The 23,272-nt window shown below is 69.1% G+C and carries 23 protein-coding genes and 31 tRNA genes; 6 read left to right on the top strand and 48 right to left on the bottom strand.

Translation table 11 applies throughout. The features are described 5' to 3' along the window. Positions 1-150: 150 nt before the first annotated feature. The 4 genes from ABZ272_RS22510 (at position 151) to ABZ272_RS22495 (ending at position 3,322) form a co-directional block, all read left to right on the top strand. Positions 151-372, top strand: coding sequence for a hypothetical protein (locus ABZ272_RS22510; RefSeq protein ID WP_355051872.1), 222 nt, complete (start codon positions 151-153; stop codon positions 370-372). A gap of 133 nt (positions 373-505) precedes the next feature. After that, positions 506-1,459 carry a DUF5954 family protein gene (locus ABZ272_RS22505; RefSeq protein WP_355051871.1) on the top strand — a complete coding sequence of 318 codons (954 nt, stop codon included), beginning with the start codon at positions 506-508 and terminating at the stop codon, positions 1,457-1,459. 178 nt (positions 1,460-1,637) lie between these two features. Next, positions 1,638-2,915 (top strand): hypothetical protein, encoded by a 1,278-nt coding sequence (locus ABZ272_RS22500; RefSeq protein WP_355051870.1) that lies wholly within the window; start codon positions 1,638-1,640, stop codon positions 2,913-2,915. Beyond that, positions 2,912-3,322, top strand: coding sequence for a hypothetical protein (locus tag ABZ272_RS22495; RefSeq protein WP_355051869.1), 411 nt, complete (start codon positions 2,912-2,914; stop codon positions 3,320-3,322). The genes ABZ272_RS22500 and ABZ272_RS22495 overlap by 4 nt, the downstream gene beginning before the upstream one ends. A 125-nt stretch (positions 3,323-3,447) precedes the next feature. Here ABZ272_RS22495 and ABZ272_RS22490 read toward each other — a convergent pair. The 13 genes from ABZ272_RS22490 to ABZ272_RS22430 all read right to left on the bottom strand — a co-directional run bounded on the left by ABZ272_RS22490 (position 3,448) and on the right by ABZ272_RS22430 (position 4,899). Continuing rightward, positions 3,448-3,518, bottom strand: a tRNA-Cys gene (locus ABZ272_RS22490). Between the two features lie 4 nt (positions 3,519-3,522). After that, positions 3,523-3,596 (bottom strand) — tRNA-Arg (locus tag ABZ272_RS22485). Between the two features lie 5 nt (positions 3,597-3,601). After that, positions 3,602-3,685 (bottom strand) — tRNA-Tyr (locus ABZ272_RS22480). Between the two features lies 1 nt (position 3,686). Beyond that, positions 3,687-3,760 (bottom strand) — tRNA-His (locus tag ABZ272_RS22475). A gap of 20 nt (positions 3,761-3,780) precedes the next feature. After that, positions 3,781-3,852: transfer RNA gene (locus tag ABZ272_RS22470), tRNA-Val, on the bottom strand. Position 3,853: 1 nt separating this feature from the next. Then, a tRNA-Asn gene (locus ABZ272_RS22465) sits at positions 3,854-3,927 on the bottom strand. Between the two features lies 1 nt (position 3,928). Then, positions 3,929-4,006: transfer RNA gene (locus tag ABZ272_RS22460), tRNA-Glu, on the bottom strand. Between the two features lie 12 nt (positions 4,007-4,018). Next, a tRNA-Val gene (locus ABZ272_RS22455) sits at positions 4,019-4,090 on the bottom strand. Positions 4,091-4,167: 77 nt separating this feature from the next. After that, positions 4,168-4,539 (bottom strand): LAGLIDADG family homing endonuclease, encoded by a 372-nt coding sequence (locus ABZ272_RS22450; RefSeq protein ID WP_355051868.1) that lies wholly within the window; start codon positions 4,537-4,539, stop codon positions 4,168-4,170. 54 nt (positions 4,540-4,593) lie between these two features. Next, positions 4,594-4,665, bottom strand: a tRNA-Lys gene (locus ABZ272_RS22445). Positions 4,666-4,674: 9 nt separating this feature from the next. After that, a tRNA-Arg gene (locus ABZ272_RS22440) sits at positions 4,675-4,747 on the bottom strand. 4 nt (positions 4,748-4,751) lie between these two features. Beyond that, positions 4,752-4,823: transfer RNA gene (locus ABZ272_RS22435), tRNA-Arg, on the bottom strand. A gap of 4 nt (positions 4,824-4,827) precedes the next feature. Continuing rightward, positions 4,828-4,899, bottom strand: a tRNA-Lys gene (locus ABZ272_RS22430). Between the two features lie 80 nt (positions 4,900-4,979). On the opposite strand from ABZ272_RS22430, the gene ABZ272_RS22425 reads away from it, so the two are divergent. Then, entirely contained in the window at positions 4,980-5,414 is a 435-nt protein-coding gene (locus tag ABZ272_RS22425) for a hypothetical protein (protein ID WP_355051867.1), read from the top strand. Between the two features lie 194 nt (positions 5,415-5,608). On the opposite strand, the gene ABZ272_RS22420 is transcribed toward ABZ272_RS22425, so the two are convergent. From ABZ272_RS22420 to ABZ272_RS22290, 27 genes are all read right to left on the bottom strand, one after another. Then, a tRNA-Pro gene (locus ABZ272_RS22420) sits at positions 5,609-5,682 on the bottom strand. 5 nt (positions 5,683-5,687) lie between these two features. Further along, positions 5,688-5,761: transfer RNA gene (locus ABZ272_RS22415), tRNA-Pro, on the bottom strand. A 4-nt stretch (positions 5,762-5,765) separates the two neighbouring features. Next, positions 5,766-5,839, bottom strand: a tRNA-Arg gene (locus tag ABZ272_RS22410). A 13-nt stretch (positions 5,840-5,852) separates the two neighbouring features. Continuing rightward, positions 5,853-5,925 (bottom strand) — tRNA-Ile (locus ABZ272_RS22405). Position 5,926: 1 nt separating this feature from the next. Then, positions 5,927-6,016 (bottom strand) — tRNA-Ser (locus tag ABZ272_RS22400). A 5-nt stretch (positions 6,017-6,021) separates the two neighbouring features. Beyond that, positions 6,022-6,094: transfer RNA gene (locus tag ABZ272_RS22395), tRNA-Asp, on the bottom strand. A 1-nt stretch (position 6,095) separates the two neighbouring features. Next, positions 6,096-6,171, bottom strand: a tRNA-Ala gene (locus tag ABZ272_RS22390). 5 nt (positions 6,172-6,176) lie between these two features. Then, positions 6,177-6,252 (bottom strand) — tRNA-Leu (locus ABZ272_RS22385). A gap of 13 nt (positions 6,253-6,265) precedes the next feature. Next, positions 6,266-6,337, bottom strand: a tRNA-Met gene (locus ABZ272_RS22380). Between the two features lie 8 nt (positions 6,338-6,345). Then, a tRNA-Thr gene (locus ABZ272_RS22375) sits at positions 6,346-6,419 on the bottom strand. Position 6,420: 1 nt separating this feature from the next. Continuing rightward, positions 6,421-6,496: transfer RNA gene (locus tag ABZ272_RS22370), tRNA-Thr, on the bottom strand. A 1-nt stretch (position 6,497) separates the two neighbouring features. Then, positions 6,498-6,574: transfer RNA gene (locus tag ABZ272_RS22365), tRNA-Leu, on the bottom strand. A 128-nt stretch (positions 6,575-6,702) separates the two neighbouring features. After that, a tRNA-Gln gene (locus tag ABZ272_RS22360) sits at positions 6,703-6,776 on the bottom strand. Between the two features lie 34 nt (positions 6,777-6,810). Continuing rightward, a complete protein-coding gene (locus ABZ272_RS22355) occupies positions 6,811-7,254 on the bottom strand; it encodes an HNH endonuclease (RefSeq protein WP_355051866.1) in 444 nt (147 codons plus the stop codon). Between the two features lie 64 nt (positions 7,255-7,318). After that, positions 7,319-7,391 (bottom strand) — tRNA-Gly (locus tag ABZ272_RS22350). 1 nt (position 7,392) lies between these two features. Then, positions 7,393-7,469 (bottom strand) — tRNA-Thr (locus ABZ272_RS22345). 118 nt (positions 7,470-7,587) lie between these two features. Further along, a tRNA-Leu gene (locus ABZ272_RS22340) sits at positions 7,588-7,662 on the bottom strand. Between the two features lie 6 nt (positions 7,663-7,668). Next, a tRNA-Gln gene (locus tag ABZ272_RS22335) sits at positions 7,669-7,741 on the bottom strand. Positions 7,742-7,959: 218 nt separating this feature from the next. Then, positions 7,960-8,035 (bottom strand) — tRNA-Pro (locus ABZ272_RS22330). Positions 8,036-8,146: 111 nt separating this feature from the next. Continuing rightward, positions 8,147-8,219: transfer RNA gene (locus tag ABZ272_RS22325), tRNA-Trp, on the bottom strand. A 73-nt stretch (positions 8,220-8,292) separates the two neighbouring features. Next, the gene (locus ABZ272_RS22320) at positions 8,293-8,424 is read right to left on the bottom strand and encodes a hypothetical protein (RefSeq protein WP_355051865.1); all 132 of its coding nucleotides are present in this window, start codon (positions 8,422-8,424) and stop codon (positions 8,293-8,295) included. Between the two features lie 114 nt (positions 8,425-8,538). Beyond that, a complete protein-coding gene (locus ABZ272_RS22315) occupies positions 8,539-8,817 on the bottom strand; it encodes a hypothetical protein (protein ID WP_355051864.1) in 279 nt (92 codons plus the stop codon). Between the two features lie 51 nt (positions 8,818-8,868). Continuing rightward, complete coding sequence (locus ABZ272_RS22310) at positions 8,869-9,765, bottom strand: MBL fold metallo-hydrolase (RefSeq protein ID WP_355051863.1); 897 nt, start codon at positions 9,763-9,765, stop codon at positions 8,869-8,871. Between the two features lie 23 nt (positions 9,766-9,788). Continuing rightward, the gene (locus ABZ272_RS22305) at positions 9,789-10,778 is read right to left on the bottom strand and encodes a hypothetical protein (protein ID WP_355051862.1); all 990 of its coding nucleotides are present in this window, start codon (positions 10,776-10,778) and stop codon (positions 9,789-9,791) included. A gap of 475 nt (positions 10,779-11,253) precedes the next feature. Then, complete coding sequence (locus ABZ272_RS22300) at positions 11,254-11,751, bottom strand: hypothetical protein (protein ID WP_355051861.1); 498 nt, start codon at positions 11,749-11,751, stop codon at positions 11,254-11,256. Further along, entirely contained in the window at positions 11,751-12,269 is a 519-nt protein-coding gene (locus ABZ272_RS22295) for a SigE family RNA polymerase sigma factor (protein ID WP_355051860.1), read from the bottom strand. Before ABZ272_RS22295 ends, ABZ272_RS22300 begins: the two co-directional genes overlap by 1 nt. Positions 12,270-12,388: 119 nt before the next feature. Next, a complete protein-coding gene (locus ABZ272_RS22290) occupies positions 12,389-12,940 on the bottom strand; it encodes a hypothetical protein (RefSeq protein ID WP_355051859.1) in 552 nt (183 codons plus the stop codon). Between the two features lie 309 nt (positions 12,941-13,249). On the opposite strand from ABZ272_RS22290, the gene ABZ272_RS22285 reads away from it, so the two are divergent. After that, the gene (locus ABZ272_RS22285) at positions 13,250-13,834 is read left to right on the top strand and encodes a hypothetical protein (protein ID WP_355051858.1); all 585 of its coding nucleotides are present in this window, start codon (positions 13,250-13,252) and stop codon (positions 13,832-13,834) included. Between the two features lie 157 nt (positions 13,835-13,991). On the opposite strand, the gene ABZ272_RS22280 is transcribed toward ABZ272_RS22285, so the two are convergent. The 8 genes from ABZ272_RS22280 to ABZ272_RS22245 all read right to left on the bottom strand — a co-directional run bounded on the left by ABZ272_RS22280 (position 13,992) and on the right by ABZ272_RS22245 (position 23,269). Then, on the bottom strand, positions 13,992-14,450 hold the full coding sequence (locus ABZ272_RS22280; protein WP_355051857.1) for a DUF4913 domain-containing protein: 459 nt from the start codon (positions 14,448-14,450) through the stop codon (positions 13,992-13,994). Between the two features lie 42 nt (positions 14,451-14,492). Next, positions 14,493-15,806: a hypothetical protein gene (locus tag ABZ272_RS22275; RefSeq protein ID WP_355051856.1), complete on the bottom strand. Its 1,314-nt coding sequence runs from the start codon at positions 15,804-15,806 to the stop codon at positions 14,493-14,495. Between the two features lie 98 nt (positions 15,807-15,904). Further along, a complete protein-coding gene (locus ABZ272_RS22270) occupies positions 15,905-17,713 on the bottom strand; it encodes a TraM recognition domain-containing protein (RefSeq protein WP_355051855.1) in 1,809 nt (602 codons plus the stop codon). Further along, positions 17,710-19,437, bottom strand: coding sequence for an ATP/GTP-binding protein (locus ABZ272_RS22265; protein WP_355051854.1), 1,728 nt, complete (start codon positions 19,435-19,437; stop codon positions 17,710-17,712). The genes ABZ272_RS22270 and ABZ272_RS22265 overlap by 4 nt, the downstream gene beginning before the upstream one ends. Further along, positions 19,434-20,930 carry an SCO6880 family protein gene (locus tag ABZ272_RS22260; protein WP_355051853.1) on the bottom strand — a complete coding sequence of 499 codons (1,497 nt, stop codon included), beginning with the start codon at positions 20,928-20,930 and terminating at the stop codon, positions 19,434-19,436. Before ABZ272_RS22260 ends, ABZ272_RS22265 begins: the two co-directional genes overlap by 4 nt. Before the next feature lie 69 nt (positions 20,931-20,999). Then, positions 21,000-22,193, bottom strand: coding sequence for a hypothetical protein (locus tag ABZ272_RS22255; RefSeq protein ID WP_355051852.1), 1,194 nt, complete (start codon positions 22,191-22,193; stop codon positions 21,000-21,002). Positions 22,194-22,205: 12 nt separating this feature from the next. Continuing rightward, entirely contained in the window at positions 22,206-22,916 is a 711-nt protein-coding gene (locus tag ABZ272_RS22250; protein WP_355051851.1) for a hypothetical protein, read from the bottom strand. A 32-nt stretch (positions 22,917-22,948) separates the two neighbouring features. Further along, complete coding sequence (locus ABZ272_RS22245; RefSeq protein ID WP_355051850.1) at positions 22,949-23,269, bottom strand: hypothetical protein; 321 nt, start codon at positions 23,267-23,269, stop codon at positions 22,949-22,951. Positions 23,270-23,272 lie beyond the last annotated feature (3 nt).

Here is a 23,272-nt window from a genome sequence, read left to right as displayed (position 1 = left end):
GCAGATGTCCAGACGGCCCATCGGGCAAACGTCCCCTCGTCGGCATGAGCGCACGGGCTGACCTGCAAACCCGGCCCTGCCCGCACCACCATGCGATGATCTGCGCGCTCAACCGTGACCGGTCATCGCCCTGGGCTCGGGAGATCATTCGTGGGGTTCCTCGGCACCTACCTTTTCAACGAAACCGAACGCAAGGCCAAGGAAGCCGAGCTGGCCGCCTACCTTGCCGAAGACCTCGACCCAGCAGACATCGATCTCGACCACGAGGACGATGACGAAGACTTGGACGACGCCGAAATCTTCGTGGAGGTCAAGACAGCACGGTTCCTCGCGGCACTTGACCTGCCTGTGCCCGACGACCTACCCCGCTGATCACACGCCACCAGCGACACAACGGCGTCGAAGAATGCCACGAGCTGAACGGCGGCGCGCGGCGCCGATGCTGCCACCGTGGTGAAGGCGCGCCCTCATGACACAGGCTATCGATCCGTCGCACAATCCTGGCATGAGTGCCGACGAAGTGCAGCCGCCGGTAATCCTGCGGGTACAGCAGCCCACCGACCCAGTCGGCGCGGTCACCGAGGACGACGCGGCGCGGCGAACGGCGGCCTACCCGAAGATCCGCATTGGTGCCCCACTGTTCGGTCACGCCGTACAGGTAGATCGCGGGCGGTGGCAGGTGTACGCCGTCGTGTCGGACACGCCGCAGGCCGCGCGGGACGAGCTTGCGCACCACCTCATGGAGCAGCTCGACGAGACCACTGACCCCCCGCTGGCTGCGGAGTTGACCACCGCGCTCGGCGTCCTGGACCGGGAGAAGGTGAACGAGGTGGTGATCAGCGGTCGCGTGCATCGCGTCGTGCGGGTGGATACGTTCGCGCGGTTCGGCCCGGACGGGCCTGAACCGCCCCGCCCCACCGACCGCGACCCCCGCGACGCCGAGGACCACGACAGTTTCCTCACCCCGGAAATCGTCATCGACCCAGGTGAGGCGACCGGGCCGAGTGAGGCGATGCTGCGGGCAGAGCTGGCAACCGCGCACTACCCCCGCGCCCAGGTGCCCGCCACCGTATATGCCGAGAGCGTCGACGCCGTCGCCTCTCACCCGGTCGGGGTCATCCTGCCGACCCGCTACGCCGCAGCCGAATCTGTAGCAGGGTCGTGGCGGCCCTACAGTCGTGCGGTGGCCGCACCGCAGCTGGCCCGCGACGAGATCGCCTTCGGCCTGCGCTACATCGAACCGCGTCTGCTGAGGCTGACCGACGACCAGGCAGCCGCCTATCAGCAAACCGCCGATGCCCTCGATGGCAATCCCGTCGACGACGTCACCGCGCTGGGGCGCCATTTCCGGGTCACCCGCATCGAGACGCTGCTGCGCATGAGCGCCAGCGGCCCGGAGATGCCCCGACCATCGGACCCCGATCCAGACCAGCCCCCGGGCGCGGGCCGCCAACGCTAAGACCGCAACGGCACCACCTTAAGGGCCTGGTCAACGTTCAACAGGCCGTCGCCGAGAGGCACTTCGACCCCTCGACGTCGACAGCGCTGCGGCTGCTGACATGCCCCGCAGGGCGACTGACGACACGGCGCCGAACTGGTGTAGGCATGATCCAAGAGCACATGACTGGGGAGGTGGCATGCCGAAGGAACCCGCGATCGTCGGGTTGCCTGGGCAGGTCTGCGGCCTGGCGGCCGCGGACCGAGACGGGCCGATGTATCTGACCAGTTATGCGGGCCGCAGCCCGAGCACCCGCAACCTGTACACCACCGTCCTCACCGCGGTCGCTTTGAACGGAGCCATGCTCTGGCAACGCACATTCCCAGGCCATCCGGTCCCACCCCGCGCCGACGCGGACGGGACCGTGTGGGTAACCCACCATGACGGCGCCAGCCCACCCACGTTCACCCTCACCGGCCTCGGCGCCGAGGGCTCGGTGCTGCACGAGGTGACCCCGCAGCAGGAACCGGGCGAGTACCTGGGAGCTGTCGTTCGGATGCCCGACGGCTTCTGCGTCCTGTGGCTACCGACCGCGCCACGCCAGCGGCTTCCCCAAGGGCGCACTGCGCGCCTGGCTCGCCACAGCGACACCGGCAGCACCATGTGGTCCATGCCCCTGCCGCCCGAGACGGTCTCCTTCTCCGGCGTCGTCGAAGCCGGCGTAGCGACCGGATGGCACGTCCAACCCAAAAAAGAATGGAGGCCATCCACCCTCAAGGCGGATCACTGGCAACCGCTGCTCGTGGCCGGCGACCGCATCCTCGCCGCGATCAGTGACGGAGGCAGCGGCATCGGGAGGTGCACCATCCTCGACACCGAGACCGGAAACATCATCTCCACCACAGAGCCCGGCCCCTACCACCACAAGGCCATCGCCGGCCATGGCCGTTTCCTCGTCGGCGCCCAGGGCTACGGGGCGTTCTCCAGCACCCTCTACGGCCCTGACGGCCAGCCAACCCACACGTGGCCCAGCCACGGCCAGATGCTCATCGACCAGCACGGCACGATCCGCGGGCCGGAATCGGAGAACATACTGCCGTCCCGGTCACGGTTCCGGCTCCTCAACCCCGACGGATCAATGCGCGACGGCCCGCCTCTGTCCGGCTACTACACCGGCTATCCCGCGCTCGACGCCAACGGCACCGCAGTGTTCTGGCGCGACGGCAAACTCCTGGCCGTCGACGCGAAACTGGACCAGCACGAACTGTTCCGCCGCACCGGTGACGACCGAACCGTCATGAGCAGAACCCTTCTCCTCCAGGACGCAACCATCGCTTTCGCACTCGACAACGAGCTGCTCATCTTCCACGACACCGGCCTGGCACCGCTCGCCGCCGGCCCATGGCCCTGCGCCGACGGCAACATCCACGGAAACCCCGTCATCCCAACGGCGGCACCCTCCACCATTTGGCCATGAGCCACGAGCACCACACCTTCCACAACCCTCCGTCGGCAACGCCCGACGATGTGCGGAAGGCTCTCGACCGCAACGACATCGCCGGGGCCACGGATGCCAAGGTCGGATCCGCGTTGTACGGCGACGGCGACCGGAGAGCGTCGCCGGAGCTCTACCTGACTCTGCTCGATCACCCTGACCACCAGGTGCAGGCGCTCGCAGCCACCTGCCTCGGGCACCTCGCGAGGGTCTACGGTCAACTCGACGAAGACCCTGTAGTCCCCGCACTCCGCCACGTACGTGCCAGACCTCACGCTCGGGGGACCGCCGGTAACGCACTGGAGGACATCGAGACCTTCTTGCATCCTCGGCGCGCGCGCTGGCGTGGGCGTCTCTGGCGACTTGTACGACCGGGGACCTGGTTCTGACGCAGTTCGGCGCAGCAGTCTTCGGCGGTCACGGGCCCGGTGTGGGCAGGACGGCTCAAGCTCACTGGTTTGCCGCCGATCGGTTCGGCCGCGCATCGCTCGCTATCCACAGTGAATGGCAGTCGAGGCCGTGCGGGGAATCGAACCCCGGTGCGCGGTTTTGCAGACCGCTCCCTGACCACTCGGGCACACGACCAGGATGCCCACGGAAGGATTCGAACCTCCGCCAACCCGGCTCCGGAAGCCGGTGCTCTATCCGCTGAGCTACGTGGGCATGCGTGGGAGTGGAGAGATTCGAACTCCCTGAGCGCGAACGCACCGGGGTTACAGCCCGGCCCACCTCACCATCGGTGGCGCACTCCCTTGGGGTGACTGAGCGGAATCGAACCGCCATCACCGGGACCACAACCCGGCGCTCTACCGTTGAGCTACAGCCACAACTGCGGCCCGAAGGCCAGTGCCCGTACCTGGACTCGAACCAGGGCGACCCGGTGTGTGGGACCGGTGCTCTGCCGCTGAGCTACACGGGCTTGGCTCCCCTGCCTGGACTCGAACCAAGATCAGCCGATTAACAGCCGGCCGCTCTACCTTTGAGCTACAGGGGAATGGCAGCGCGGACGGGACTCGAACCCGCAACGTGTCCCGGGTGAAAGCCGGGCGACTCTTCCATTCGTCCACCGCGCCAGGTGGGTTGCGTGCCGCGAGCTGGGATCGAACCAGCGACCTACGCCTTGTCGAGGCGTTGCTCTCCCGCTGAGCTACCGCGGCATGATGGCGAGTGTCCGATTCGAACGGCGTCTCCGGGTTATGAGCCCAGCGTGGTTCCCCTCCACCGCACCCGCACGTCAAGTCGGGCGGACTGCAAACCGCCCGTTCTCGCGGTACTGCACCGGACGGTCCGCCAGGTCGCTGAGAACGCTCAACGCCTCGGCAGCACGCTCGGCCTTCAGTACCAGCAGGGGTCCCACCTGCTCCAGGATTCGTCGAACATCGGCCTGCCGAAAGATCTGAAGCTGATGCCCGTTGCGCCTTGGTCCCTGGTTGCCGTAGACGGCGCCGCACTCGGCGTACTCCGCTGCTCGATCCAACAGCCGACGATCGTTCTGCGCGATGGTGATGCACACGAACTTTCCGGGGCGTCCGCTGCGCTTGCGAACGATGATGGACCCCTCGCCGTCGATAAGTGCCGCGAGCCAATAGGCGTATCGTTCATCCATGGGTCTCATACTAGTTGAGGCCGGCGAGGACGACCGAACTCCTCTACCCCGCAGTGCCGCCCGAGGGAATCGAACCCCCGCAGTCCGGAGTAAAAGTCCGGAGCCCGGCCATCAGGCGCGAGCGGCTTGTGTAGGTGCCCAGGGCTGGCTTCGAACCAGCGGCCGACCGTTTAGGAAACGGGCGCTCTATCGGCTGAGCTACCGGGGCGAGGCGCGGCACCCGGGAATCGAACCCGGCGCACACGGCTTAGAAGGCCGAGAAGCGCGTCCAGCGCACGTACCGCGAAGTGCCTCCGGGGAATTTCGAAATCCCGACCCGCCGGTTAAGAGCCGGCTGCTCTCCCTCTGAGCTACGAAGGCTTGGCGGAAGGTATGCTGACTGCACGCCTTCCAATGTAGAGCGAGCGTGGGTTGCCGGCATAATCGACGGTGACGGCTGTGTGACCCTGATGGCCTCGTACAACGCGTCTTCCTTCCGTAAACCCCTGATCGCGGTAGACAACACCGACGTCGAGATCCTGAACGAGCTAAGCCGTCACTACGGCGGCAGGGTCGTCGCCAAGAAGGAGGCGGCTGCGCACCACCGCCAAGCATGGACCTGGCGGGTGTACGGTGCTGACAACGTCCTCACCATGCTGCGCGAGATCGTTCCCCACATGCGCTGCGCTGCCAAACTGGACCGCGCATGGCTCCTCATAGACGAATACAAGCGACTCACACCGCGCAACGGTTGGTACACCGATGAGGCTCATCAGGCGAAGCTCGATTTCGAACGTCGGTTCATGGCGATCGGTGCAGGGCGAGGCAGCCAATGCCGCCCGACGCTCGCACCCGAGCCAGCGGAGGAGAGCGGGGTCGAACCGCTACAGGTCTGAACCTCAACCGTTTTCGAGACGGTGGCCGGCGCCGGCTATCGGCTGGCTCCTCCAAGTTGTGTGATCCGTCGGCTGGCCCCGCCGCACATCTGCTAGACGCGCCCGGGGAGTCGAACCCCGGCAACACCCACCGCCCCCGGGTGTCCCCGGACCGGCGACATACCCGGTGGCGATCCGGGCCTTGCGAATCAACGTCGGGCTGACAGGATTTGAACTTGCGTCCTCTTGCTCCCGAAGCAAGCGCGCGACCAAGCTGCGCTACAACCCGTTGAGTCGGGATAGCCGGATTTGAACCGGTGACTTCCGGTCCCCCAGACCGGAGCGCTACCTGACTGCGCCATATCCCGAAAGAGCCCCCGACTGGAATCGAACCAGCGACCTTGACGTTCGTAGCGTCACGCTCTATCCACCTGAGCTACGGGGGCATTGCGTACTGCGTGCCGACGGGAGGAATCGAACCTCCGGCCCCCGAGTTATCAGCTCGGTGCTCTAACCGCTGAGCTACGACGGCTTGGCGAAGGGTGAGGGATTCGAACCCCCGGCGGTGTGGCCCGCTCCGCGCTAGCAACGCGGCGCCATCGACCAGACTCGGCCAACCCTTCATGCGCGCCAACGACGGGGATCGAACCCGCGGCCCCCCGATCGACAGTCGGGTGCTCTAACCACTGAGCTACGTCGGCATGGTGGACCCGACAGGACTCGAACCTGCCACCTCCGCTGTGCGAGAGCGGCGCTCTACCAGATGAGCTACGAGCCCATGCGTACCCGGGGCGGGAGTCGAACCCGCAGAATCTCCGCAGTCTGAGTGCGGCGGCTTTGCCATTTTGCCCACCCGGGCAGGTGGTGCTGCGTGCCGACGCCCGGTGTCGATCCGGGTGCCTTCCCGTTATGAGCGGGACGCTCTGCCGTTGAGCTACGTCGGCGTGAAGAGAGCCCGCGACGGGAGTCGAACCCGCATCCTCGCCCTTACGAGGGGCGCGCTCTGCCCTGGTGAGCTTCGCTGGCGTGGAGCGGGCGACCGGGATCGAACCGGCCCGCTCGCGCTTACAAGGCGCGTGCTCTGCCAACTGAGCTACGCCGGCTTGGTGCTCTCGGCGCGAGTCGAACGCGCACATGACTGCCATCTCGGGACAGCGCCTCTGCCGTTGGGCTACGAGAGCATCGGTGGTGGGGGCCGGTGTGGCATTCAGCAGCGCTACTGGCTGCCGGATCCGCCCTCACCCAGAACCCGGCCCGACTGGTCGGTACGGGCCGCACGCAGGTCCGTTAGCGTGACGGGTTCCTTCTGCTGCGGGCGGAGGACTCGAACCTCCAACCTCCCGGGTCAGAACCGGATGTGCTGCCAGATTGCACCAGCTCCCATCGCGGCCGGCGGGGTGATGGCCCGCCGGCCGGGTCAGCGCTGCGCCAGCGACCCCCACGCGGGCACGAGCGGGCTGATGCGAAGCACCATGCCGGCCTCGGCCGGGGTCCGGACACCCTTGCGCTGGTTGCAGGGCGCGCACGCGCTGACGGTGTTCCGCCAGGTGTTCAGCCCGCCCCGCGAGCGGGGCAGGATGTGGTCGACCGTCGCGGCCGGACCGGAGCAGTAGCCGCACTGTCGGTTGTCGCGGGCCAGGACGCCACCCTTGGACCAGGCGGGGCCCTTTGTGTACCGCCAACGGGTGACGACGTACCGGACCAATCGGACGACCTTCGGCATGGGGAACACGCCCAGGTGCCGATCCGGTTCGGCCTCGTGGATCTCGGCGACCCGCCGGCACAGCATCCGGATCGCGTGGGCGACCGTGACCCGGTGGAGCGGGCCTAGGTCGGCGTTGATGACGAGAACAGCGTCCACCAGGTCCCCTCCTCTCGGGTGTCGTGGGCGGTTGGACGGATCGACAGATGATCTGTCGATCGAGAGCGGCTGACCCGGATCGAACGGGCGACCTCCACCTTGGCGAGGTGGCGCGCTACCAACTGCGCTACAACCGCGTGGAGCCACCGGCGCGAATTGAACGCGCGGCCTTCCCCGTACCAGGGGGACGCTCTCCCAATCTGAGCTACGGCGGCATGGGTGCCTCTCCCACTGGGCGGGAACGTACCTTTCGCCCCGGAGGCGATTCATCCCGCTGCGCCGGGTCGGCCGGCCGTACGGTTTCACCGTGGTCACAACGAGGCGTTGCGTACGTGCCCTGCGACGGACTCGAACCGCCATCACACCGGGTTTGAGCCGGCGCCCTCGTGCCAGTTGGGGTAGCAGGGCATCGAGCTGGGGGCGCAAGATTCGAACCCGCACCAACCTGAACCAAAATCAGGTGTCCTGCCAGTTAGACCAGCCCCAAAGGGTCGGGGCAGGGGACAGGGGCGGTGACCTTCCACGCTGACTCGGGGAGCTACCCCACGCCGGCCGTCGACCAGGCTGCGCAACCTCGCCTCTGGTTTCGCGACGTCCGCCGCCCCTGTTTCCCTGCCCCGTCGAGCGGTACCGGGGACTCGAACCCCGCACGGCCTGCTTGGAAGGTACCCAGACCGATGCTCTACCAACTGAGCTACAACCCCATGGTCCGGGACCGGGGTGTCGAACCCCGTGTCTCTCGCTCCCAAAGCGAGCGGGTCAGCCGTCTCCCTCGTCCCGGAGGTGATGCTCCCCGGCCGGCCCGTACAGGCACCGGCCGGGGATCTTGCTCATGCCATTCACTGTGGAATTAAGAATCAACAACGCCACCGACCGAAGCCGGGACGAAAAGCAGGGGCGACAGGACTCGAACCTGCGACCTTCGGTTTTGGAGACCGGTGCTCTACCAGTTGAGCTACGCCCCTATGAAGTTGTTCCAGTAACGAAAAAGCCGCCCTGTCCCTGTCGGGGTGGGCGGCTTCGCAGCTTGCGCTGGCGCTATTCGCGCCGCCACCCCGGCTTCCAGTTCTGCTCACTCGCGCACAGATCGTGGGCCCGCCCGATCGGGGGCAGCACGACACCGCCGCGCGGCATGAGCCGCGTGGTTTCGGTGTAGGCGTACTGCGACACGGGGAGCTCCTCTGGTGGATCGGTTTGACCTTGCTCATTCAAGGTAGGCGCGCCGCCCGTGGTTGGCAACGGATATTCCGAAGCCGCATTCACATACCCCACGGCCGACGGTGATCAGTCGCTCGGGTAAGCGTCCGATGGGGACGACGTGTACGTGACCGGCAACGCAGGCCGACACCGGTGGCAGCGGCGGTAGTTCGGGCCACCCTGCGGGCCACGTACCGTCCGGATCCAGTCAGCGAGCTCAGCCACCTTGCCGTGAGTCCACTCGACGAGAGTGTTGCCCGGATGGTTCAGATCCTGGACAACCTCGCGGACATCGAACCCGAACTGACCATCAATGCCGAGGACGACCGCCTCGTCGAGGGCCGGGATCTTCGGCTTCGGCAGCACGTCTCGGACCGCCCGTCGCCGTCATCCGACGCCGGCGGGCGATCCGAACGCTCAGTATCGAGGGAACGGACCCCACCGCCTGACGGCGTACGACTCGCCCCGCCGCTCGACCTCAAGGGCCGAGTGCCCGCTGAAGTGCGCCGGCAGCACCATCGCCCGAGTGTCGGCCGCCCAGCCGAGCAGGCGACGGCGAGTGATCGCAGCCTGGATCGGATCCTCGCAGAAGCAACTGCTGTGCTCGTGGTGGAGTAACTGAAGTGGGGTGTGCAGGATGTCACCGGCGAACAGTGCCCGCTCGCCGGCCGACTCCATCTTGATCACGGCGTGGCCCGGCGTGTGCCCGGGCGCGGCCTCCAGCCGCAGGTTGCTGTCGATCACATACGTGTCCTCCCACAGCTGGACCTGCCCGTTGACGTGCACGGGGGCGATGCTGTCGTCGTACGCGTTCTCATTGACACTGCCGGCGATGCCGGGATTGTTCCTGGGGTTCCAGTACCGGAAGTCGGCGGCGGGCATCAGATAGGTGGCGTTCGGGAACGTCGGCAGCCACTGATCGTCGACGAGCCGGGTGTTCCAGCCGACGTGGTCGACGTGCAGGTGTGTGTTGATGACCAGATCGACGTCCTCGGGCTTGATCCCCGCCTCGGCCAGCCGGTCCAGGTAGTTGACCTGCTGCCGATGCCAGGGCTCGACCGCGGGGCGATTCTTGTCGTTGCCGACGGCGGTGTCGACCAGGATGGTGCGGCCCTCGCTGCGCAGCAGCCAGGTCTGCATGGCGACGTGCACCATGTCGTCGTCCGCCCCGAGGTGATCCGGGGTCAGCAGCTCGGGGCCCGTACGCCAGGCGTGAGCCGCAATGGTGGGAAAGAAGGCACCGGTCGGCATGATCGGGCCGTGCGTCTCCTCGACGCGGGTGACGCTCACGTCACCGAGCTGGATCTCGTGCATGGGTTTCTCCGATATGAGGCGGGTCAGCGCAGCGGCAGGGTGGCGAGCGTCAGGTTGGGGTCAACGCCGGTGGTGTAGGCGGCGCTGAGCACGTAGGCGGTGCGACCGCGCACGGCCACCGAGGTCGGGTTCTGCAGCCCATCGGCGGCGGTCAGCAGCGTCCGTGAACGACCGGCCGCGTCGATGCTCACCACCGTGTTGGGGCCGTTCAGCGTGGCGATCACGCGGTGATCATCCGCACCGACGAACGTGAAGTCGTCGATACCGACCAGGCCGGTCGCCGCCACCCGGACAGGTCCGGGCCTGCCGTGCCGCAACGGAATCCTCAGCAGCGTGCCCTGGTCGAGGTTGGTCGCCCACACCGCGTCGGCGCGTACCTTGATGCCGTTGGCGCCGAGGAAGCCCGCCGCGGCAAGCTCGGGTGCCGAGGACCACACCTCGGCGCGGCCGCCTTCCAGGGGTACGGTCGAGATCGTGCCGAGCACCGAGTCGGTGAGGTAGAACCGCTTCGCCTCCGCGTCGTACGCCAAGCCGTTGGGGAGCCCGTCGGCCGGTAGCGCCGCGATGCGGCGCGGGGCCTGACCGGGACGCAGTCGGTACAGCCCCGTGGTGGCGGCATCGCCGCTCGCGTAGAGAAAGTAGAGGGTGCCGTCGGGCATCCGGACGATGCCGGTGGTCAGTGCGAACGCGAGCACCGGCGTGTTGACGCCGCCATCGCTGGGCGCCGGCAGGGTCGCCAGGATTCGCGTCCCGCCGGACGGGCTCACCGCGGCGACCTGTCGGGCCGCCGCGAAGGTGACGTAGGCGGTGCCGTCCGGGCCGAGCGCGACGTTCTCCGGCAGCTGTCCCTTCGCCAGGTCGAAGTGGACCGCGATCCGCGAGGGTGCCGGCGCGGCCGACGCTCGGGTCGGCCCGACGGCGCGGGCCCCGGTGGTCGCGGCCGGTGCGGCGCTTGACGGTACGACCGGCACGACAGCGAACCCCGCTGCGGCGACAGCGACTGCGACGGTCATCGTTCTCTTGCGCATTGTTGTCCTTACTGAGGCTGTTGATGGGCTGGAATGGGCGCGACGGGTCCGGCGCTCCTTGCGGAGCACCTGTTGTCGAGCCGGTGGGAACGGCGCTATTCGCGCCTGACGAGCGGCTGCGCGGCACGGGTGGTGGCGGTGCCGTGCACGAGCATCGTCATCGCGGCGTGCGATGCCGAGCGAGGTTCGGTGGTGGCGACTACCACGGTCTGGCCGTCCTCGGTACGAAGAGTCTGCTGAGTCACGCGCCCTTCGGGCTCAGCGGGGAGCGCCAGGCCTGGAGAAAGTCGCCGAGCTGTCCTCTCGCGTTCATGACTCGAAGTATTGCGAGCCCTGCCGGCCCCAACCACTCCCCGACAGGGGTAGGCACCGCACGGCGAGGCAGCGCCCGCACCGACCGAACGGCGAGGGCGCGCCTCCGCCGCACCGGTGCTCTGATCCGGTACGCACAGGACGGCGGTCAGGACGTGCAGAACGACGCCGGCTCGGTCAGGCCGAGCTCCGTGCAGTCCCATCCGTTGCCCTGGTCCTGGAATCGCCAGCCGGTGCCGGCGGTGTAGTGGAACAGGTAGATGAGGCCGCCAGCGCCCGGACGCTCCACGTCCACCGCCGCCCACGTCTGCGCGCACTCCACCGGCCTGGACGAGAAAGACCACCCCGCCGGCAGCTCGACCAGGGTTCCGAGGACCTGCGTCGACGGACAGTCGAGAGTCTGGGCACCGTCACCGGTGCCGGAAGCTGCGGGTGGCAGTGGTGGATCGGCCCGGTCACGAGTGGCGAGGGCGACCGTCCCGCCGATGGCGACGACCACCGCCACGGCCGCGGCCCCGGTGGCGAACGCGACCCGCCGTTGCGACTGACGCGACTTGCGCAGGGTTCGCTCGTACATGTCGGCGGCGCCGCCGTACTCACTCAGATCGGACATGGCCTGACGCAGCGGCCCGAGGTCGTCGGTCATCAGGCCTCCTCCATCACGGCCGAGAGCAACTCGGGTGCGATCTCCCGCATCCGGGCCAGCGCCTTGCTGGTCTGACTCTTGACCGTTCCGACCGAGCACTGCAGCAGGTCCGCGGTCTCGGCTTCGCTGCGGTCCTCGAAGAATCGTGCCACCAGCACGGCCCGTTGCCGCTGGGTGAGTTGGGCGAGAGCCTGGTGCAGGGCAATTTTGAGATCGGTACGGCGAGCATGGTCACTGCCGGGCTGCGCCACGTCGGCCAGTTCCCCGGGTAGGGACTCGGCGACCTTGCGGCGCCGCCACCAGCTCACATGCTGGTGGTACATGGCTGTGCGGGTGTATGCCTCGAAGTGTCCGGGATCATTGAGCCGCCGCCGACCTCGGTGAGTGCGGGCCAGGGCATCCTGCACCAGGTCCTCGGCGAGGTGCCGGTCACCGGTCAGCAGGAACGCCGTCCGTAGCAACGCCGGCGAGCGGGTCCGAACGAACTCACAGAAAAGATCGTCGATGGACTCGGCCATGCCCCCGCTCGTTCCCGCGTACCCCTAGGTCCGTCGGCAGCGGCGGCGATGCGGCCGATTGCCCGTGGCGCACACCATAGCCGGTGTGCCCCACGGGCAAGCGATCGCGCCCAACTCGGTCAGGAGATGCAGAACGGCGCCGGCTCCTTGAGGCCGAGATCCGCGCAGTCGTACCCGCTGCCCTCGCCGTAGTACTTCCAACCCGTGGCGGCGACGTAGTGGAACAGGTAGACCCCGTCGCCAGCCTTCGAGCCCTGCGGGTCGGCTCCCGCCCAATCCTTGACGCACTGCACACTGCCGAAGGACACGCCCTTCGGCAGCTCGACCAGAGTCTGAAGAGTCTTCGCCGAAGGGCACTTGGCACTCTGGGCCGTACCGCCGGCCGGCTTCGCCGTCGCCGCAGGGTCCGAGATGCAGAACGGCGCCGGCTCGCTGAGGCCGAGGTCCTTGCAGTCCCATCCACTGCCCTGGTCGTAGTACTTCCAGCCGGTGTCGGCCACGTAGCGGAACAGGTAGACCCCGTCACCGGCGGTCGGTCCCTGCGGATCTGCCGCCGCCCAGCCCTTGACGCACCTCACCGTCGCCAGAGACCAGCCCTTCGGCAGCTCGACCAGCTTCTCCAGGGCCGCCACCGACGGGCAGTCGGCAGGACCGGCCGCCGGGGTGGTCACGGGCGACGCACTGGGGGCGCCCGTGACCGTGGCCGCCGGCGTCGGAGCGGATGCGGTCGGCTTCGAGTCGGAGGACGCGCCGGAGTCGCAAGCAGACAGTCCAATCAGGACGGTGACGACGGGCAGCAACAGGAGGTGACGTGCAGACATTCCGAGCCCCTAGAGGTCGTGGCGATCGTCGCTTACAACCGGGTACATGTGATCCGTGGCTCCCAGGTTGCCGCTCGCCGGAATTTTTCTCGAAACCTTCTGGCGGCACTCGGCTCACCATGATCGAGGGGCGTTTTGGGTCGCCGCTATCTTGTGGCCATGGGCGCGGATAGAGCTTCGACCTACACGGTTCGACAGAGCCGGATCCGGACCGCGGGCATCGTGGTGTTGTGCAGCCTGCTGCCGGTCACGGCCATAGTGATCGGCCTACAGGACCTGTCCGTCCGCTACATGTTCTTCATCATCGGGCTGGGGTTCGAGGCCACCATCCTCGCCCTGTTCCGTCGTCGCGTGGGTAGCGCGGTGCGGCGGGAACTGCTCTTCGCCATCGACGAGCAGGGCGTCTACCTTGGCCCGGACAAGTACGGCCGGCCGGCGATGCGCGAGTCGTGGTCCACCATCGACTCCATCGTGCACTTCAAGGGCTGCGTCTGGACGACCAGCTCCAGGCCAAATCCCGACCGTCACGTAGGCATCGTCCAGGGCAGCAGTATCGTCATGTCCCGGGCGATCGACGGCTGGTGGTTCAGCGTCCGGCGGGCCGCCGCAGCCGCCGACCACTTCGGCGGAGGAACGCCTGTGCTCAGAGCGCCATACTTCGATCAGGTGCCGCGCGAGTGGTTCCACACCATCCGCCTGCCGCGAGGGTGGCTAGCCACCAATTCCGGATCTCGCGCGGACTGATGATGCTGCCCGGCGCGACGACGGGCTCGTCGTCGCGCGGGCCCGCACCGCCCCCTCGGTCAACAGGATCCACCGGCGTTCGCGGTGACCAGAACCGTTCGGCGTGCCGGCCCGCCGTCGGGTCCCCGGCGGGCCGGCACATGCCGGTGTCAGTTCATCATCGCTCGGAGCCCTCACGTTCGACGGGTGGGCGCTCCTTGGCCCGGTGCGCCCCGGGTTTGCACCCCGCGAAGGGACCCGAAGGGTTGCGGAGCGCTGTCATGGTCGGGCCGAGGTGGTCCCGGTGCCATTCGGAGGGGCCGGTCAGGCTGGCCTTCGGGCCGGTCTTGTCCTGCCAGGCCAGCCAGAGCCCGTGGAAATAGGCGATGGCCTCGGTGTGCTCGATCCAGCGCGGGCACCACGGCGCACCGGATGTCACCTCCTCCCCGTACACCGGGATCAGGAGCCTCTCCACCCACATCGACAACCGGCGCAGCTCTTCCACGTAGTCGGGGCCACTGTGGTAGAGGATGAAGAACGGCTCGCTCTTCGCCTCGGCAGCAGGCGCCTCCCGCTGCGGCTCTGCGCCGGCACCGTCATCCCTGGCCGACTCGGCCTGCTGATTCTCACCCGCCACGGATACCGCCCTCACATCCTGCGACAACAGCCGGGCCGACCATCAGGATCCGGGCGCGGCGGCCCTGGCCTTGCCCTTGCCCTTGCCCTTGTGCCGGTGGTGACTCGGGGCGTCTTCCTGCCCCCGCTCCCGGCCCTCCGTACCCCTGGATTCGAGGCCGGCGGCACCGTGATGCTGATTGGTGCGAGCCTCCTTCTCCATCTGGGCCCGCGCCCGCTTGTCGAACACGAAGGACGCGAAGGCCCCTGCCGCGCTGATACCCGCGGGGAGAGCCGCCATCCGCATCGCGTTCCGGTCGAACACCACCTGACCGGGGTCCCCAGCATCCGGTTGATAAGCGCGATACACCTGAGCGGGGATGCCGGCGACCGCCCCGTACGCGATGGCCTTCGAGAGGCCACTCAACGCCCTGTCCCAGTTGGGCTTCTCTCCTCTCTGCAACTTCATGAGTTCACCTCTGGCGTCCCACAGCCCGTTCACGACATCGGGGGCGTTCGCGACGGCGACAGCACCGACAATGCCCGCGGGGGCGACGAATGCCCTCGCCAGAGCCTCCCCGGTATTCCCCACGGCAGCCCCGAGCATGGCCGCCTGCTCCCAGGTCGCCCAATGCCTCGTGCCCGCCGCGTCGATCCGCACCACACTGGTCTGATCCTGACTGCGGCGGTCCGGGCTGGCCGCGAGCTCATACTGATCAGAGGGCGCCAACCCGAAGACGCTGGCATTGGAATCCGCGCCCCCCACCGAAGGATAATAAGAGCCAGACGGCGAAGCGATGTCTACGCCCAGGCTCGATCCGCCGCTCTGCAGCGAAGGCGGATAGGAACCCGGCTCCGGGGCGACGACCACACCCAGTTTGCCATCGTCAGTCGACACGATACTGACCGGTTTTCCTTCGAGCGCGGCATGAAATCCGGCTTCGAGCCCACTGTAGTAGCTGCTGTGCTTTCGATCGACGTCGAGCCCCGGCCGCTCATCCACCGGCGAAGCCGGGGAGTTCCCCTCTCCCATGAGCCGATAGTCGTTGTCGATACGCGGGTAGAAATCCTGGACCGTCCGCCCGTCCGTCGGCGAGTACAGCAGCTGGGTCCGGGGGTCTGGGTAGCGTTCGGGATGCGGCGGCGGCGCGGCGGCGTACTGTGCGTAGTCCTGCGTGCCGGTGTAGGAGTAACCGTTGTAGTTCTCTGCGGTCTGGCCGGCGTATCCGACGTCACCCGGCCCGTAGGCCGCCTGCGACTGGTCACGTCCGGCAGAACTGCTCGGCCCCGCGTACGGCTGCGAGTTCTGCCGGTCGTAGGCGCCGGGATAATTGCCATCCCGTTCGAGGTAGTCCCACTCGTTGTAACGATCCGCCATCTCTACTCCTCCTGCCAGGTCTGGAATTGGGTACCCGACCTACGCGGCCCAACGGGCCATGGTTCATGAGCATCTGAAGATTTTCTGACGCTGATAAGTCACCGATACGGCGCCGGGGCGGGCGGTGCCGGGAACGGAGCGGAAGTCGGCGGACGACCACCGAACGCCTTCCGGGCGGCCCGCTCGGTGATGGCGGCGACCTCCCGTTTCGCGGCGGCCGAGATGCGGGCGGCGTCGGGCTCCTTGTACCAGGGACGCAGTCGGATGACCGCCGGGCGGATGCCGGTGGCCAGCAGCAACGCGGTCCCCTTCGGCAGCGCGCGGATCTTGTCCGCCGGCAGGACGTTCTCCTGCCGGTACGACGTGGAGCGCGAGGTGCCGTCACGGCTGCGCGAGACGCTGACCGTACTCACGTCGTGCAGTCCCACCAACTTGGAGATTTTCTCCACGAAGTCGGCGTCGTCCAGGCCCGCACCGAGCAGCTTGATCGTGGCGGCGCCCCACAGGGCGTCCATTCCCGCGTCACCCCACACCCGTGAGCCCTGCCGGTAACTCTGCAGCAGCGTCACCACGTTGATGCCCCGGGAGCCCAGGTGGGAGTAGAGGTCGGGCAGGTCGGAGATGCGGCAGACGTTCGCCGCCTCGTCGAGCACCGCCGTCATCGGCGGGTCCAGCCGCCCGCCCATCCGCTCCGCGGCGACCACCCCGGCCCGCAGCACGGCGTCGGCGATGCCGGCGATCACTCCGGCCGCCGAGCCGCCGCCGTCCTTCGAGAGCAGGTAGAGCGTGTCTCGACCGAGTACGTGCCGGTCCGGGAGGAACTGCGGCAGATCCGGGTCGTGGGACACCCAGGCGAGGATCTCCGGATCGAGCAGGCAGGCCACACACTGGCGGGCCGTCTCGTAGATGCCGTCCCGGGTCTCCACCGCGCCACGTACCGTTCCCTGCAACTGCTCGGCCATGGCGCTCATCCCGGCGTCGCGCAGCAGGTCGATCGGCGTGCGGTCGGCCGGGTCGGCCAGCCAGCCGAGCAGGTCCGAGATGGTGGCCCCGCCCCGCGCGGCGGCGAGGAACAGGGCCGTGAGGGTGTTCTGCGCGGCCGAGATCCAGAAGTCCTTCTTGGTCGTGTCGTCGTTGACCGAGGCCACGAAGTGCCCGGCCAGCCGCCGCGCGCCCTCGATCGTCACGCAGTCGGCGAGCATGTCCCACCACATCTCGCGGGGCGCGTGCGCGATGCTCTGCGGATCGAAGGTCCAGACCGTACCGGTCTGTTCCCGCTCGGCCCTGGTCACGGCGTACACATCGGATTTGTTCGAGGTGAGCAGCACCGCGCCGCGGGCCCGGAGCACGCGGGGGATCGCGATTCCGGTCGACTTCCCGGCGCGCGGTGCCATCAGATCCAACTCGACATCCTCGTAGGAGGACCGCAGCTCGGGTCCGTGCGGCATCAGGTCGCCGAGGAGGTTGCCCCGCTCGTCCGGCGGCAGGTCTCGCATGCCCGTCAGCGAAGGGCGCAGCTCGCGGGCACGGGCCGCGAGTCCCGCCGGGGCCAACGTGGCCAACTCGTGCGCGCCGGCGAGGCCCTTGCCACGCCCGCGCAGCTCCACGACCTTGCGGGCGGCCAGCACGGCGAGCAGGACGACCAGCACGGCCAGCACCACCATGCCGCCGTAGACCGCGAACGGCGCGACCCCCGGCCAGAGCACCCCGGTCCGCCCGGACACCAGCAGCGCGTACGAGTCCAGCGTGAGCGGTGGCGGGTGCCAGCCGTGCAGGGTCACCGCGGCGCCGACGGTGCCGCCGAGCCAGGCCACCATGAAGATCACCGCGTTCGCGAACGCCACCACGGTGAAGACCCAGAAGAACAGGTCGGCGCCGTGTGGACGGCCACCGCGCGAGCCACTCACGACGCCCACCGCCCGCCGTCGGACACCAGCTCGGGCCGGGTCGCCAGATTGCCCAGCTCGGCCTCCGCCTCGAAGGCCACCATCCGGGCCGCCGCCCGCTCGGCGGCCTGCTCCTGCGCGTACCCGTTCTGCACCCAGCGCAGGTTCGTGTCGTGCAGCCGCCGCTCGGTGTCGGTGATCGTGACCCGGATCGGGATGCCCGGCCGTCCGCCCACCTTGATCAGGAAACGGCCGCGACCGGGCGGCTCCTCGTTCGTGCCGCTGCTCGCCCAGCCGGGCGGGGACGACCACGACGAGACCAGCTCGATCTCCCGCCGGGACATGCCCACCACCCGGCCCAACTCCTGCATCTCGGCCATCGGCAGGCCGGCGCAGGCGACGATCCCGGCGCGTTCCACGAAGCCGCGCGCCTTCGCCCGGTCCGCGTCGGTGCCCAGCGCCTCGGCATCCTTGAGGGTGTGGGTGATCTTCGCGTCGCCCAGGCCCAGCGACCGGTTGAGCCGCGTCAGGGCATCGATCCGGTCGACGATCCCGGACGCCGCCCGCAGCGGACGCCACAGCTCGTCGAGGATGGTGAAGAACCAGCGGCGCGGCGCCAGACCCGCGTCGGCCAGGGCGTGCGAGGCGGCCACCGTACCCAGTCCGTCGGACCAGGCCGCGAGCATCGCCGCCGCGGTGAGCTGGGTGTCGGCCTCCCCGATCCGGGAGATGTCGATGCACACCGCCGGGGCGTCCGGGTCGATGCGGGTGGAGGTCTCCGCGCCGAAGGTGTCGCCCAGCGCGCCGTCGAGGATGCCCAGCAGCGACCGGTGCAGCGGGTCCACCGCGTCCCGGTACCGGGTCTCCTGCCCCCGGTCGAGGGTCACCGCACGAACCCGGTCCGGCCCCTCCTCCAGCACCCGCAGCAGGTCGGGCAGGAGGGCCGCCCGATGACTCGGCGTCCGTTCCCGCAGGTGACGCAGGCAGGCCGAGAGCACCGCCTGTTCGTGGTCGTCCAACGCGCGCCCCCGCACGATGGTCAGCAGCGCCGCCACCATGTTCAGCACCCGCCCGTGGGTCTCGGCGGCGAGCGCCTTGCCCGCCTGACCGCCGATCCGCTCGGCGGCGATGCCCATCGCCCCCGGATCCAGCACGTTGATGCCGCCGACCCCGCGCCCGATGGGGATCACCTGGCCGCCGAGCGCGCGAACCGTGTCGGCGTAGTCCGGCTTGAGGTCGCCGAGCACCAGCGGGACCACGCCGGTGGCGGCCAACCCGACGGCCATCCGGTTGATCAGCGTGGACTTCCCCAGACCGGGCATGCCCAGCATGAACAGCGACGGATTCGAGATGTAGCGGGCCCGGGTGAACCAGGAGAGCGGATCGCCGCAGACCGTGGCACCGGTGAAGAGGTGCTGCCCGATCGGCACGCCGGACATCGGCGCACCGGAGCCGGCGGAGAACGGCCACAGCCCGCACGCCTGCACGGTCGTCGCCCGCCACATCGTCGGCGAGTCCAGATAGCCGACCCGGCCACCGCCCCGGCCCGCCCAACCGCGCGTCGACTCCGGCGGGGCGGGAGGTCTCCTGGGTTTCTGGTTCCGGACCACCGGGACGCCCTCGGTCGGGTCGCCGGTGACTCCGGTCAGTGCGGTCCGCCCGCCCGAGTGGCCGGCCGGCCAGCCGGCACCGAGATCGACCGCCCGCGTGCCGGTCCCGCCGGAGCGGGCTCGAATGTCGGTCACATCGCCTCCTGGAGTTCGTGCGGCAGCAGGGTCTGCTCCCAGGGCAGGATCCCGACCGGGAGCGTGCAACTGAACGCCGCGGCCTGCATACGGTTGGCGGGGCGCATCGCGATCCGGCTCGAGCCGGTCATGTTGCGCACGACCACCGAGGCGTCGTCGAGCTGGTCGGGGGTGTCGACGGTGATGGTGAGCATCAGCGAGAACTCCACCAGCCCCGCACCGGTCGCCTCCTCGGCGGCGGCCTGCTCGGCCGCGCGGACCTCGGCGCTGGCGCGGGCCTGCACCATGCCGCGCTTCGACGTCGCCATGAACTGCGCCGTACGCCGGTCCGACTCGACGATCCGCGCCGAGGTCGCCGGGTCGAGCGGTCGGTACAGCAGGGCGACACGTTTGCGCCGGGTCGCGTCGGAGGCGTCCAGCATCGTGCGCAGCACGCTGGCCCGCACCGTGCCCCGGGGCGCGAGCGTCAGCAGCCAGGTCCGCGAGACGCCAGAGTCATGGTGGTACGCGTCGACCGACTCCACCGCCGCGACCGGGCCCGCGTCCTCCCACTCCAGACCGGTGTGGCCGTGCTCGGCCCGTACGTTGAGCACGTCGGCGGCGCAGGCCGGGTCGAACGCGACCCGGACCATCTCGGCGATCTGCTCGGCGCTCAACGGCTCGGCCACGCCACCACCCGCGCTGACCAGCCCGGTCAGCAGACTCGGCACCCGGATGGCCAGGTCGGCGACGACGTCCTCGGTTTCGCGCCGTGGCCCGCCGGGCGCACCGTAGGTGAGCGTGATGTAGGAGTTCATCTCCGACGAGGCGGACGGGTAGTCGTCGACCACCTCCTGCATGACCGCCCGGGCGGCGGCCGGCGCGTCCGGTGCCAGGCGGGGCAGGATCTCGTTCGCCAACCGGGTACCCGGATCGGGGGCGGTCTCGACGACGACCGAGGCACCCCGCAGCGCCGGCTCGTGGGCGAGCCGCGCCAGCCACTCGCCCCACAGCGCCACCCACGTGTCGACCTGGTCCGGGTCGACCAGGGAGCCACCGTCGGGCTCGCACCGCAGCACGATCGTGTAGAGGTTGCGTCCCTTGTGGTGCAGGACGCCGAAGGCGCGGTCGTAGGCGTCGCGGCCCTCCAGCGCGCTCACCCGGGTGAGCAGGCCGGGCGGACGGAACCGGCCGCCCGGCCGGGCGGACAGCGGGCCCGAGACGTAGAGGTGTTCGCCGCGAGACCTGCGCTGTGACCAACCGATGCGCAGGGACAGGAGCTGATAGACGTTGCGCCCGTCCTGGGTGCGGACCGCCAGGGGCGCCACCAGCGCCACGAACGGGATGCCGACCACCACCGCCGCGCCGAGCGAGATCATCGACGCGAACAGCACCACCACCAGGCCGCCGAAGACTCCGACCGTGCCCACCAGACCGAGCGGGCCGAGCCCGGCCCGGCGTGGTCGCCGCCAGTTGCCGTACGTGGGTTCTACCGCCGCTTCCACCGACGTCACCGTGCTTCCTCTCGTTCACAGGGGGAACCTGCCCCGGTCGGCCCGTGCCGGTACCGTGGCCGGAGCCCTTCAGTTGTTGTGTCCCGCGTTACCGTCGGCACCGTCCACGGCGCCCGTCACGATGGCCCTGCCGTGCCGGCCGGCGCGGACCGCCGCGTCGGTCGCCGCCCCGGTGACGACGCCTGCCGCCCGTACCGCGCTGGCGCCCCTGCCCGAGCTCTGGTCGCCCTTCGACCCGTTTGCTCCGCCGGCCCCCTGGCTACCGGAGGGACCTCGTCCACCGCCTCCGCCCTGGCCGGGCCCCGAGCCGCGTGCGCCGGACGGACCGCTGCCCCCGTCGTAGGCCATCGCGGAGCCGGCGACCTTCTTCGCGCCGGAGGCGATCCCGCCCACCACGGACGAGGCGGCGGCGCCGGACGGGTCGCTCGTGCCGAGTGCCGCCGTCGCCGGGACGATGAGCTTGAGCAGGGCGGGCATCGCGATCGCGGACAGCAGCAGCACACCGACGCCGGCGATCCGCATGTGGACCAGGCTGGTCCGGTTACCCTCGGCGATCATCGCGGAGCCGGAGAACATGATCAGGCCGACGGCCGGTTTGTAGATGAGCCAGGCGATCAGCCAGCCGACGTGCTTACGCCACCACCCGGTACCCCAGTTCGTCATGGACGCGGCGGCCGCCATCGGCAACGTGCCGAGCAGCATGGTCACCACGCCCAGCCGGATGTAGAGCATGAGGACGTGCACGATCGCCGAGAGCAGCAGCAGGAAGGCGAGAAACAGCAGGAGAAACGCCTCCATGGTGGTTCCCAGGCCGATGCACGGGACGCTCTTGACGAGATTCAGCGCCGCGCTCGAATAGAGGTGGTCGGCGTAGTCGTCGGAGAGCCTCGCGACGTTGGCGGCGACGAACGTTCCGGCGCCCGCGACCAGGATGACCCGCAGGAAGCCCTGGATCGCGGTCCGGCCGGCCTCACCCCGCCGGTCGAGTGCCATCTTGGTCGCCGCGAAGAGCACCGAGCCGATCGCCAGGTAGGTGACGACCCATTCGATCTGGTCACTGATCTGCCCCGGAACGCCGGCGTTGGTCTCGCTGAAGCCCGGACCGAGGGTCGGCACCGACTCGCTCAACTCGCCGAAGATCTTGATCGCGGCGGCCAGGATGATGTTCGCCACGATCCGCATGAGCGTGCCGATCGGGTCGCCGAGGAAGTCGAAGAAGCCCGTACCGCCGCTGTCGAGGGCGTCTCCGGGAGCGCAGTCCATGTCGGCCCTCTCTCACTTCGTCCACATGGTGAAACCGGAGTTCGCCACGACGGTTTCCGACGCCGTACGCACCTCACCGACCCGGGTCGGCTGGACCTTCCAGTCGCCGTCGTCCCACCGCAGGTCCACATCGGTCGCGACGTACTGCCCGGCCGTGGTCTTGACGAGCAGACGCACCTGAGCGGCCTCCGGCGAGTACGTCACCACGCGGTAGCCGACATAGCTGCCGTGCTCCTGGCCCTGGCCGGGTGTGGCGAAGCCGAGCCGTCCGGCCAGGACGTCCCGGCCGGTGCCCGCCATCACCTGGTGGTCCACGGTGGCCCGCCAACCCCGCTCGCCGAGCTGGGTCGGCACCACGTGCGCGGCCAGCACCGCGCCCATCGGAGAGTGCGCGAAACATCGCAGGAGCTGCCCGTCCGCGTACCTCGGGCCGATGCTCGTGGAGACCGGTATCCGCTTGCCGCTCTCCAGCACCTGCCAGGTCAGATCGTCGGGAGGGACGGCCGACGTCGGGGACGCCGTCGGGCCCGAGGCGCACGGGGCCGGTGGCGTGGCAGCCCCGCCCACCGTGGTGGGGTCTGCCGGTCCCCCGCCACGACCGGTCACGGCGATGGCCGCGGCGAGCAGGGCGGAACCCACGATGAACGCGGCCGAGAGGATCCAACCCTGCTGTCGCCAGAACGGCGGATCGTCGCCGGATCGCTGTCTGCTGTTGCCGAACATGATGCGCCGCTCCCCTGCTGGCCGGTCAGCTGTCAGAGGAACCAGTCCGCGAGCGGGCCGGCGGCGGAGACCAGAATGCAGCCGCCCAGCACCATGCCGAGGCGGGACATGTGCTCCGAACTCTCGCCCCGCTTCATCGAGACGGCCATCATGACGCCGGTGATCAGCACGCCGGCGGTACCGGCGGCGGTCCCCGCCCAGGCGAGCAGACCGAGCAGCTTGTCCACGAGGCTCTTCAGTGGATCCGGCGCCCCGGGCTTGGGGTCGAAGACGCCCCGGACCGGCCCGGGGAGTTCCGGCACGCGGACGGTGATGGAGGCGGCGAGGGCGTACGGAAGGTCCATCAGGTTCATGGG

The sequence above is a fragment of the Micromonospora sp. NPDC005979 genome, assembly GCF_040614415.1.
Classification (GTDB): Bacteria; Actinomycetota; Actinomycetes; order Mycobacteriales; family Micromonosporaceae; genus Micromonospora.
The sequence above is the reverse complement of the archived record's forward strand: the minus strand, read 5'-3'. Positions and strand labels throughout refer to the sequence as shown.

Excerpts from the sequence above, each read along its gene's own strand:
- ABZ272_RS22295 (WP_355051860.1), bottom strand. The coding sequence starts at position 12,269 with ATGGCCGAGTCCATCGACGATCTTTTCTGTGAGTTCGTTCGGACCCGC.
- ABZ272_RS22310 (WP_355051863.1), bottom strand. The coding sequence starts at position 9,765 with ATGCACGAGATCCAGCTCGGTGACGTGAGCGTCACCCGCGTCGAGGAG.
- ABZ272_RS22505 (WP_355051871.1), top strand. The coding sequence starts at position 506 with ATGAGTGCCGACGAAGTGCAGCCGCCGGTAATCCTGCGGGTACAGCAG.
- ABZ272_RS22305 (WP_355051862.1), bottom strand. The coding sequence starts at position 10,778 with ATGACCGTCGCAGTCGCTGTCGCCGCAGCGGGGTTCGCTGTCGTGCCG.
- ABZ272_RS22495 (WP_355051869.1), top strand. The coding sequence starts at position 2,912 with ATGAGCCACGAGCACCACACCTTCCACAACCCTCCGTCGGCAACGCCC.
- ABZ272_RS22450 (WP_355051868.1), bottom strand. The coding sequence starts at position 4,539 with ATGGATGAACGATACGCCTATTGGCTCGCGGCACTTATCGACGGCGAG.
- ABZ272_RS22285 (WP_355051858.1), top strand. The coding sequence starts at position 13,250 with ATGGGCGCGGATAGAGCTTCGACCTACACGGTTCGACAGAGCCGGATC.
- ABZ272_RS22250 (WP_355051851.1), bottom strand. The coding sequence starts at position 22,916 with ATGTTCGGCAACAGCAGACAGCGATCCGGCGACGATCCGCCGTTCTGG.
- ABZ272_RS22245 (WP_355051850.1), bottom strand. The coding sequence starts at position 23,269 with ATGAACCTGATGGACCTTCCGTACGCCCTCGCCGCCTCCATCACCGTC.
- ABZ272_RS22300 (WP_355051861.1), bottom strand. The coding sequence starts at position 11,751 with ATGACCGACGACCTCGGGCCGCTGCGTCAGGCCATGTCCGATCTGAGT.
- ABZ272_RS22255 (WP_355051852.1), bottom strand. The coding sequence starts at position 22,193 with ATGGACTGCGCTCCCGGAGACGCCCTCGACAGCGGCGGTACGGGCTTC.
- ABZ272_RS22500 (WP_355051870.1), top strand. The coding sequence starts at position 1,638 with ATGCCGAAGGAACCCGCGATCGTCGGGTTGCCTGGGCAGGTCTGCGGC.
- ABZ272_RS22275 (WP_355051856.1), bottom strand. The coding sequence starts at position 15,806 with ATGGCGGATCGTTACAACGAGTGGGACTACCTCGAACGGGATGGCAAT.